The organism is Canicola haemoglobinophilus, from assembly GCF_002015075.1.
Lineage (GTDB): Bacteria > Pseudomonadota > Gammaproteobacteria > Enterobacterales > Pasteurellaceae > Canicola > Canicola haemoglobinophilus.
Genome location: NZ_MUXZ01000067.1, coordinates 1 through 7,899, shown reverse-complemented (window position 1 = coordinate 7,899; position 7,899 = coordinate 1). Strand labels below are relative to the sequence as shown.

14 protein-coding genes and 1 pseudogene are annotated in these 7,899 nt (G+C 39.3%); 2 read left to right on the top strand and 13 right to left on the bottom strand.

Going from position 1 to position 7,899, the window contains the following annotated elements:
* Window positions 1-148: 148 nt before the first annotated feature.
* The 11 genes and pseudogenes from B0186_RS12175 to B0186_RS11130 all read right to left on the bottom strand — a co-directional run bounded on the left by B0186_RS12175 (window position 149) and on the right by B0186_RS11130 (window position 4,059).
* Entirely contained in the window at window positions 149-283 is a 135-nt protein-coding gene (locus B0186_RS12175) for a hypothetical protein (protein WP_268875300.1), read from the bottom strand.
* Between the two features lie 21 nt (window positions 284-304).
* The gene (locus tag B0186_RS11170) at window positions 305-847 is read right to left on the bottom strand and encodes a DUF2786 domain-containing protein (RefSeq protein ID WP_235817235.1); all 543 of its coding nucleotides are present in this window, start codon (window positions 845-847) and stop codon (window positions 305-307) included.
* A 14-nt stretch (window positions 848-861) separates the two neighbouring features.
* Window positions 862-1,095, bottom strand: coding sequence for a hypothetical protein (locus tag B0186_RS11165; RefSeq protein ID WP_078219520.1), 234 nt, complete (start codon window positions 1,093-1,095; stop codon window positions 862-864).
* Window positions 1,092-1,277 (bottom strand): hypothetical protein, encoded by a 186-nt coding sequence (locus B0186_RS11160; protein WP_078219518.1) that lies wholly within the window; start codon window positions 1,275-1,277, stop codon window positions 1,092-1,094. The genes B0186_RS11165 and B0186_RS11160 overlap by 4 nt, the downstream gene beginning before the upstream one ends.
* A complete protein-coding gene (locus B0186_RS11740; protein WP_158077984.1) occupies window positions 1,277-1,432 on the bottom strand; it encodes a hypothetical protein in 156 nt (51 codons plus the stop codon). The genes B0186_RS11160 and B0186_RS11740 overlap by 1 nt, the downstream gene beginning before the upstream one ends.
* 78 nt (window positions 1,433-1,510) lie before the next feature.
* Window positions 1,511-2,136: pseudogene (locus B0186_RS11155) on the bottom strand (DUF3164 family protein).
* 3 nt (window positions 2,137-2,139) lie between these two features.
* On the bottom strand, window positions 2,140-2,409 hold the full coding sequence (locus tag B0186_RS11150; RefSeq protein WP_078219516.1) for a hypothetical protein: 270 nt from the start codon (window positions 2,407-2,409) through the stop codon (window positions 2,140-2,142).
* Window positions 2,410-2,421: 12 nt separating this feature from the next.
* Window positions 2,422-2,658 (bottom strand): lipoprotein, encoded by a 237-nt coding sequence (locus B0186_RS11145; protein WP_078219514.1) that lies wholly within the window; start codon window positions 2,656-2,658, stop codon window positions 2,422-2,424.
* A 3-nt stretch (window positions 2,659-2,661) separates the two neighbouring features.
* A complete protein-coding gene (locus B0186_RS11140; protein WP_078219512.1) occupies window positions 2,662-2,979 on the bottom strand; it encodes a hypothetical protein in 318 nt (105 codons plus the stop codon).
* 1 nt (window position 2,980) lies between these two features.
* Window positions 2,981-3,169 (bottom strand): hypothetical protein, encoded by a 189-nt coding sequence (locus B0186_RS11135; protein ID WP_078219510.1) that lies wholly within the window; start codon window positions 3,167-3,169, stop codon window positions 2,981-2,983.
* 8 nt (window positions 3,170-3,177) lie between these two features.
* Window positions 3,178-4,059 carry an AAA family ATPase gene (locus B0186_RS11130; protein ID WP_078219508.1) on the bottom strand — a complete coding sequence of 294 codons (882 nt, stop codon included), beginning with the start codon at window positions 4,057-4,059 and terminating at the stop codon, window positions 3,178-3,180.
* Window positions 4,060-4,106: 47 nt separating this feature from the next.
* Here B0186_RS11130 and B0186_RS11125 point away from each other — a divergent pair, with 47 nt between their 5' ends.
* On the top strand, window positions 4,107-4,469 hold the full coding sequence (locus B0186_RS11125; protein WP_078219506.1) for a hypothetical protein: 363 nt from the start codon (window positions 4,107-4,109) through the stop codon (window positions 4,467-4,469).
* Between the two features lie 23 nt (window positions 4,470-4,492).
* Here the strand turns inward: B0186_RS11125 and B0186_RS11120 are convergent, their stop codons facing one another.
* Both B0186_RS11120 and B0186_RS11115 read right to left on the bottom strand, forming a co-directional pair.
* The gene (locus tag B0186_RS11120; protein ID WP_078219505.1) at window positions 4,493-6,427 is read right to left on the bottom strand and encodes a Mu transposase C-terminal domain-containing protein; all 1,935 of its coding nucleotides are present in this window, start codon (window positions 6,425-6,427) and stop codon (window positions 4,493-4,495) included.
* 15 nt (window positions 6,428-6,442) lie between these two features.
* Window positions 6,443-6,706 (bottom strand): helix-turn-helix domain-containing protein, encoded by a 264-nt coding sequence (locus tag B0186_RS11115; RefSeq protein WP_078219503.1) that lies wholly within the window; start codon window positions 6,704-6,706, stop codon window positions 6,443-6,445.
* A gap of 184 nt (window positions 6,707-6,890) precedes the next feature.
* On the opposite strand from B0186_RS11115, the gene B0186_RS11110 reads away from it, so the two are divergent.
* Window positions 6,891-7,598, top strand: a complete 708-nt coding sequence (locus B0186_RS11110; RefSeq protein ID WP_078219501.1) for an XRE family transcriptional regulator — start codon at window positions 6,891-6,893, stop codon at window positions 7,596-7,598.
* Window positions 7,599-7,899 lie beyond the last annotated feature (301 nt).

The window sequence follows — 7,899 nt, the reverse complement described above, 5'->3', positions numbered from 1 at the left end:
AATTATGGGAGAGGCTCAACTTTCCTCCTAATACCTTTGTATTAGCATCAATCACTACATCGTAAATTTCATGACTATTTTTAAAAATTACTTCTAAACAGATTTTTGGGTTATGTTCATCAAATAATTCACTCATTTTCTTTTTCTCCTATGATTTCATCGTTAATTTTGTTTGCTCTTTACCTTTAACACCATGGTTTAGCTTTACTTTCTTACCCTGTTGATAGCCTTGCCACATTGCACTATCCCCCGTTCTCTCGCAAGTATCACCCACCGAACGCACTTTACTTTCTGCAAAATTTCGCTATTCACGCAAGATTTGATGATAATTCGCTAAAGCCGTTTTCTCTTGTTCTGTAAGGTTTAGTGCAAATTCTCTAACAGACTGATAAATCCCATCTACCCAACCTTCGCAAAATGCTTCTGCACGACTAATCAATGTACTCCTCTTTAATCGCTTGCTTTGTCCAGTATTAAAGGCTTTACGAGCAGTATTTAATTGTCTAAACAGCACATCAAAGCAATAAGAGGCTATTTCAGAGCGTTCATCTTGCCCAAAAAATACTACATGGCTTTTAATTGGGTAACCATCGCCTTGCAAATAACAACTCACACCAAATGCTTTATTAATCACACCGCATAGGTTATGAATATATTGTGGTGCTTTTTGGGCAAATTTTTGTGGATTTGCTTTTTCAGTAATTTCTACCTCATTTTGCTGTATTTGATGCTCTTGCATTAATTTTTGAGCCTGTCTTAATGCTGTAGCAGCTTCGTGTGGATTAGCTGATTTAGATAAAGCAAGCAATTTTTTAATTTTGCTAAGTAATCGGTCTCTTTTATTCATCTATATCACCCCAATCAATCAAAAAATCTCTTTGAAAATATAAATACAAACACCATTTTATCTTTCCGTCTGCGAGCATAAAACTTACTTACACCTTTCAAGGATTTAATCTTCATCGCCATTTTTTTATCAATGGATTTAGTGGCAAAGGGGAAAGTTAAGTAATATTTAACTCTTTCCACCTCTCCCCATACTGCCTTTGGTAAATGAGCATTAATTACTAGCTTTAGTTCTTCTTTAAGAGTCATTTTTGATTCCCCCCTATCTGTAATTTTAATTTTACGTTTTGCAGTCTTTTAAAGCTGTTTGCTACAAAAATATGGGATGCATTGATATCGCCATCCCGTAAGTATTTTTGTGCCTCTTCAAGCTGCTCTATGCAGTAGGCTATGTTTTCGTTGATAGCTCTTTTTTCTTCAGGGTTTAGCATTAGCGTTCTTCCCCCTCATAAATGTGATACACTTCATTAATTTCTTTTGGCTGTGCATCTAAGGCATCACAATCTAGTGCCATAGCCACTTCTAGGCTTTCTGCGTCGACTAAAAATTCCACCAAACACTCAGCTCTAATTAAATATTTAGGCATAATTTACCTCCCTTATTGTTGGTTAAAACACTTTATAAACGCCCCTTAAATCAGGTTTAAAGAGCGTTGAAAAGGGCTTTAATTTGCAACACCTGCAATATCTAAGCTAATCGGTTGATATTGGTCACTATCACCCACTCGCTCATAAAAACGCACATAAGACTTAGAGCTAACCACTTGTATGCTTTCAATAATGGCTTGCATCGCATTAAGCCAACGTGGGTATTGGATTTCTACTCGTCTTAACTCTAAGATTCTGCCTGTGTTTAGATTACCTTCTTTATCGACATTAAATGCTCTGTCTATAATGGTTTTAAGCTCAGGACGAGAGTCTTTCGACCATTCTGCTAAACATTCATCAATAAGCGTTTTAGCTGCCTGTATACGCTCATCAAACTGCAACGTTTCGCTAATTGCTCGTTGGATTTTGTATTTGCCATCAAAGCTAAATAATGTGACATTGCCTTTTTCACCACCTAATTTGGCATCGTATTTTTCAGCGGATAATTCAACAAAGGCTTGGATATCACCAAGATACTGCCTTTAAAATCAACCATCTGCTCATGTAGCTGTTTGGCTTTAGTAATCCACTTTTGCACTAAAGCATCTCGCTCTTTGTCGATTTGCTTTATCATTTCGTCAGGCACTAAACCTCCTTTTGCATCTTGCCAGTAGGTCTTGCCATTAATCACTTGTTTGCTCATTTTTTACTCCTTATCTTCATCAAATAATCCCATTGCTTCTGCTATATTCAGCATAGCTTCGTAAGTCACTAGACAAGATTTCTCATTGCCTTCTGTTCTGATTTGTACTCCATAGCCAATTCGCTCTACCATGCTAACCTTAAAGATTTTTCCATATATCTCAGTGGTTGCATTACAAATATGTTTTGTTATAGTGAGTGGCAGTTTTTTGTATTGCACACCTAACTCTTCAAGTTGAGCTTTGCATTCTTCTTTAGTTATTGGTTCACACATTTTTCTCTCCTATTATTGTGGTATATCAGTATTTTTAGCATTGCAGATATAAGGGTAGTGGTCTGCGTTGATTTTCGGGGTGATGCCTTTTTCATTCACTACTAGGTAAGTCACACCATCAATGCAAACCTCACTTATTCGCCCAAGTAAACCACCGTAGTAAGTTTTGTTTCTTTCTGTTTTCTGCCATGGTTCATCGCAAGCAGATAAGGCTAAAAGTGCGGTTAAAATAATCAGTATTTTTTGCATTTATTACTCCTGTCTTTTACTTTGCCAACAAACTCGGATACCCTCTAACATTGTGTAGTATCCCTCCCAACGTCCTAGGTTTTCGTTGTTCCCAAAGGCATATCTCACCGCTTTTCTTGACTCTATCAATTCATTAACTATGCTTTGATTGCCACTTATCTGTACCTCTATTCGCGGTTTAATCCCCATAAAATCAATTTTTAACACCGTAAACCCTAAGGCATTGCAATGGATAATTGCTTTTTGTGTTTGCTTTAGGTATTTGTAAGCGATTTGATTCGCACGGTTTATAGTATATTTTTGCTTATGTTTATCTCTCACCCTAAACCTCCTCTTTTCCAATTTTGACAATAATCAATCTTTGACCTTTATTGCGTTTGTGATAACTTGGTGTCGCCCATTTCCTGATGGTTTTGAGCTTAACCCCTAACTTACTGGCTAACTCCTCCGCCGTACCGTCTGCCACGTTCTCATCTCCTCGGTACGCCGCATAAATTTGACGGTACGTCATCTGCCCACCTAACTAATCAACATACCTGCATAACGCTCAACCAACTCAGCACTAATTGGGATGCCGTTGATTTCGCTCGACCGCACCACACCACGCATCAGTTTGCTTAATCGGCGTGCATTACCTTTGCACGCTTTAATCAGTGGTGCGTTAAACTCATCTGTACCTAATGCAGATTCAGCCAATAACGCTAAATCATCATCAGGTAGGGCATTACCCAAATCGCACGCAAAACCCACTCGGCTATAGAGCTGTGCTAACTCGTTATTTTTACCCTTGAGATTAACCAACAAGCGAGGCATACCAGCCAACACCACCCCAATACCTGATAAATCATGGATACGGCGGATAAACTCTAGCGAGCGAGTAGAGAGCAACTCCGCTTCATCCACCATTAACAACCGCTCCGAGCCTTTAAGTTTGCTTACAATACTGTCTAAGAGCTCGTTATTAATTCCACGAGCCGTTGCCCCGACCGATTCCGCAATCTTGCGGAGTAGCACTTTCGGTGTGCAACTCGGATCAACCTCAATCAACACAGCAGAGCTATTTCTTCGAGCGTACTCTTTCAACATTTGCGTTTTTCCTAAGCCTGCCGCCCCAAAAATCACATTAATTTCGCCTTCCACATGAGCAAACTGCATCACTTCCATTCCACGTTTTGCTGCTAAAGTTGGTACAAATTCAGCGTTATATTTAGCCTCAACTACTTTAGCTTTCTGGCGTTCGAGCATTTCATCTATTTTGCGGTCTAATTCTTCGCAGTTACCTTGATATTTACCACTTAGATACTGGCTCACCGTTGTCACAGATACACCAAAGGCATTCGCTACTTGCTTTTGCCCTAACCCTTGGGCTTGCATAAATTCTTTAAGCTGTTGATTTTTCATTTTGAAAACTCCTATAATTTGTTAATTTCTTATTTAAAGGAAAAATTATGAGCTCTACTGAACTATTAAATCGCCTAGAACAAGCTGAAAACGCTATCACTAGACTTCATCACGAAAATGAATTACTAAAAACTTGGCTTGCTGATTTAATGCAAATACTTGCAGAAAATAGAGCCGTTGATTTAACCACCACGCAAGACTGCATTAACAACCTACAAGAGCAAGTTGAAGAAAGTCTCTTATATAAAGATCCTAAGTTTTTACTAAATGCCCACTTATTTATTCACAAGTTAAGAACATCAACACTGCATGGTTTTTGCCAAGAACCCACCTGTGAAATAAGCAATTTGCACCACAAGGCTTTTCGTGAGTATTACGATTTTTGCGAGAAGAATAAGCTAGAGCCTTAGCTCCCCACTGCTAACTTCTTTTTCTAATACTCTTCTTTATCTGCCTGCAACATAAAAAGCGGCACAGGCTCTTTTTTCGGCTTACTTGCTGTTGCCAACAAGTTAAAATCAGGTTTATGCTCAATCGTAATAACAGGATTAAGCTCCGCATCAATCTCTGCCAATTGTCGTTCTTTGAGCTTACTGCGACGTTGATGGCGTTCTTTACGCTGTTGTTCCACCATCGCCACTGGAAAGGCTTCTCTTGTGTTACCATTCCAAATCGCATCACATACAAATCTGCCGTCTTTGGTTCGCACCTGTATGCTTTCGGCGTTATGGATATCAATTCCAATCACTACTTCTTGCCCGTCTACCGCTAATAATTTGGTATTAAAATATTTGTTGTTACACCAACTTATCCAACCTCGCTCAGGCGTGCGGATAAACTCAGGTCGGCTCATATCACGCAACTCAATATCCGTCAGCATGACCACATCTTCTGGGTGTAACATCTGCTGATATTTCTTAGCTGGCACACATCTAATTTCGCTATGGATATGCTCTTGGTTGTACCAATCGACTACTTGTTGCACCATATCCAGTAACTGTTGCCAACTCGGGAGCTTGCCTTTTGCTCTTTTTTGCACTGGTGTAAGCGCTGTGCCTTTCGCATTAGTCAAAGAGTTCACACCATAAAGCACCTTGCGAGTGGTTTCAGGATCAGCTCCTGTGCCGTAGTAAGTCTCAAACTGGCGTGCAATCAATAACCCCACTGTTTTGTTTAATCTTTCGATAATCCCACGCCCTTGCGGATTACCCGCAATCCCTGTTTCGTGCTTGATACCCAAGCGGGGTAACATCCCCGTTACTTCCGCATCTAAAAATTTATTCTTTTCCCCACCACCGTTATCTGAGTAGTAGATAGCTGGGACACCATGTGTTGATATGGCGTGGCGTAGTGCATCTGCTACTGCAAAAGCGTTTTCCGCTAATGCCATCGACCACCCCACAATTTTTCGACTTGCACCATCAATAATCATGGTTAATTCAGGGGTAAATGGCTTGTCATGTATTGGGTGAGCCACTTTCAGTTTCATGGCGTGACCGTCCCCAATCCACACATCATTTGCTCTTAATGCTGACCAGTCTCGCTTTACATAACTCAATAACGTTTTGTAATGTGAGCCTGTTCGTCTGCCATACTCTTTTACATAGAGAGGTAGCTTTGCCATCGCTCGTTGCACTTGGCTCAAACTTGGCATTTCTGCGAGTAAAATCGGGTTTTCTTGATAATTACTTGCCCATTCAACTTCAAATTGACGATAGGCTTCCGTTAAACAAATCCCATTTTTCTGACGGTAAACACCTAAAAAAGAGGTTAGCCACCAAATCTCTTCAGGCTTGACCGCCTGTTTCACTTGTGGAGCAAGCAATTTCAAGCGTTGCTCTACGTTTTCCGCTTTGCAAAAATCAATCACCCAGCCATTTAAGGTACGCACGCTTAATGTTCGTTTAACCGATTTCTTGGCATTTGCCACTTCAACTAGCTCAGCAAGGTGTGAGGGCAGCTTGCCATTTTTTGCAAGATCACATAAATAAGTCACCGCTTTAATTCGGCTCATTGACTGCTCAAGCTCTAGCACATACTGCACCAACGCCATTCGAGCATCTGCTATCTCGCGTTGTTTTGTAGTTAGGTTCGCCAAATCCACTTCTGCACGCACTGAGGGGAGTTGTTTGGGCTGAGCTTTCACCACATCAACCGCAAATTTTTTACGGATTTCGGTTTGGATAACTTCGGGCATTGATGCAAGGGCGTATTCATTCCCGCCACCTTGACCAACTCTTTTTTGCGTTGCCCAATTTTGTTTTTTAGCTTGATAAATAATTCCTTGCACAGAATTAGGTAAAGCGGATAAACTAAAAGCTAATAATTCTTTTGCTGAAAAGTGCGTTTTTAAGTTGTTTCCACTCATAAAAACCTCTTTACGCTATCTTTCAGCGAATTTTTTATTGTTACGGTGTGCGAAACGCTCTGCCCAAATCTCTTCGGCAGGAACACCAATTGCATCAGCAATAATGCGTTCACCTTTAAGCCATGGTCTGTCTAGTGCATTTTTTAAAGTGCTTCCTTGACTGTATCCATGTTGCAAAGAGAGTTGTCTAAGCGACCAGCCTTTTTTATGTAAAGCAGCGATGATGTCGGCTCTATGCCAATCTTCTGCTGTTTTTTTAGTGTCGTTTAATGTACTCATTGATTAACTCCATTGACTTAACGCAAGAGGTAATAAACTCAAAAATCAATTGCGTAAAGTTTAAAAGTCAATTTTTAAAGTTATTTTTTAATCATTTAACAGTAACTTTCCATAACTTATTGATTTTAAAATTGAATTTTAAACTTTAAAAACATTAAAAATTAACATTGGATTTTTTAAAGTTATGGCTTCAAAGTTTAAAAATAATTCCTTGATAGGTAATCGGATTAGAGAGCAAAGGGAAAGGTTAAATTTAACTCGTCCAGAGTTGGCAAAGGCAGTTGATGTATCATTATCAGCTTTACAAGGCTGGGAAATGAACGAACGTGAGCCACAGGCATCAATGATTATTACTATCGCTAATGAATTGGGCGTTACGCCAAACTACCTGCTCACAGGCGAAGACGATCAACCTAAAAAAACTATCGAAAGAGCGGTAGAGAAAGTAAAAGATTTAACGGAAAATGCAGTAACAATGATTTCCAGTTATAGCAGTATCAACGTTTCTGCGGGATTTGGCAGCTTTAATGAGGGGGTAACCAAACCCGATGGCAAAGAGCCTTATGCAGATAGCCTATTACAAAGCCTACGAGTAAACCCTGATAAATGTGCCGTATTTTGGACTAATGGGCGTTCAATGGAGCCGACTATCAATAATGGTGATCAACTACTTGTGGATCTAAACCGTAATCAAATCAAAGGTGATGATAAAATCTATCTAATCCAACACGGCGAAAATATATGGGTTAAGCGGGTTAAGATGAAATGTGATGGAGTTGAGCTTGTAAGTGACAACAAGGACGAATACCCCCCAATCGCTATATCTGATGAAGATGCTCAAAACCTACAAATTATCGGGCGTGTGGTACATATTGGTAAAAGCCTAGTTTAAAACCATTTTAAATTTTTAAAATCATTTTAAAAACCGATCAAACACCACTTAAAGTTATGCAAAAAATAATGCAAAAACCACCCATTATTTACCATTTTTAACCATTCTTATTTTTTGCATAACTCCCTCATACAAAAAACGGTAGAGCCTTACCACACAAAGCCCCACCGCAATTTTTCCGACCAAATTTTTTGTTTTTTATCTATGTAAAAATAGTTAGTACCTCACAAATGATATAGTTTTTCTTTCTTGTTCATTGGAATGGATTGTTGAAGTGAGGATGGTTTCTTTACTGGACCTT

Coding starts and splice junctions, on each gene's coding strand:
- B0186_RS11170 (WP_235817235.1), bottom strand. CDS start 847: ATGAATAAAAGAGACCGATTACTTAGCAAAATTAAAAAATTGCTTGCT.
- B0186_RS11165 (WP_078219520.1), bottom strand. CDS start 1,095: ATGACTCTTAAAGAAGAACTAAAGCTAGTAATTAATGCTCATTTACCA.
- B0186_RS11160 (WP_078219518.1), bottom strand. CDS start 1,277: ATGCTAAACCCTGAAGAAAAAAGAGCTATCAACGAAAACATAGCCTAC.
- B0186_RS11740 (WP_158077984.1), bottom strand. CDS start 1,432: ATGCCTAAATATTTAATTAGAGCTGAGTGTTTGGTGGAATTTTTAGTC.
- B0186_RS11150 (WP_078219516.1), bottom strand. CDS start 2,409: ATGTGTGAACCAATAACTAAAGAAGAATGCAAAGCTCAACTTGAAGAG.
- B0186_RS11145 (WP_078219514.1), bottom strand. CDS start 2,658: ATGCAAAAAATACTGATTATTTTAACCGCACTTTTAGCCTTATCTGCT.
- B0186_RS11135 (WP_078219510.1), bottom strand. CDS start 3,169: ATGACGTACCGTCAAATTTATGCGGCGTACCGAGGAGATGAGAACGTG.
- B0186_RS11130 (WP_078219508.1), bottom strand. CDS start 4,059: ATGAAAAATCAACAGCTTAAAGAATTTATGCAAGCCCAAGGGTTAGGG.
- B0186_RS11125 (WP_078219506.1), top strand. CDS start 4,107: ATGAGCTCTACTGAACTATTAAATCGCCTAGAACAAGCTGAAAACGCT.
- B0186_RS11120 (WP_078219505.1), bottom strand. CDS start 6,427: ATGAGTGGAAACAACTTAAAAACGCACTTTTCAGCAAAAGAATTATTA.
- B0186_RS11115 (WP_078219503.1), bottom strand. CDS start 6,706: ATGAGTACATTAAACGACACTAAAAAAACAGCAGAAGATTGGCATAGA.
- B0186_RS11110 (WP_078219501.1), top strand. CDS start 6,891: ATGGCTTCAAAGTTTAAAAATAATTCCTTGATAGGTAATCGGATTAGA.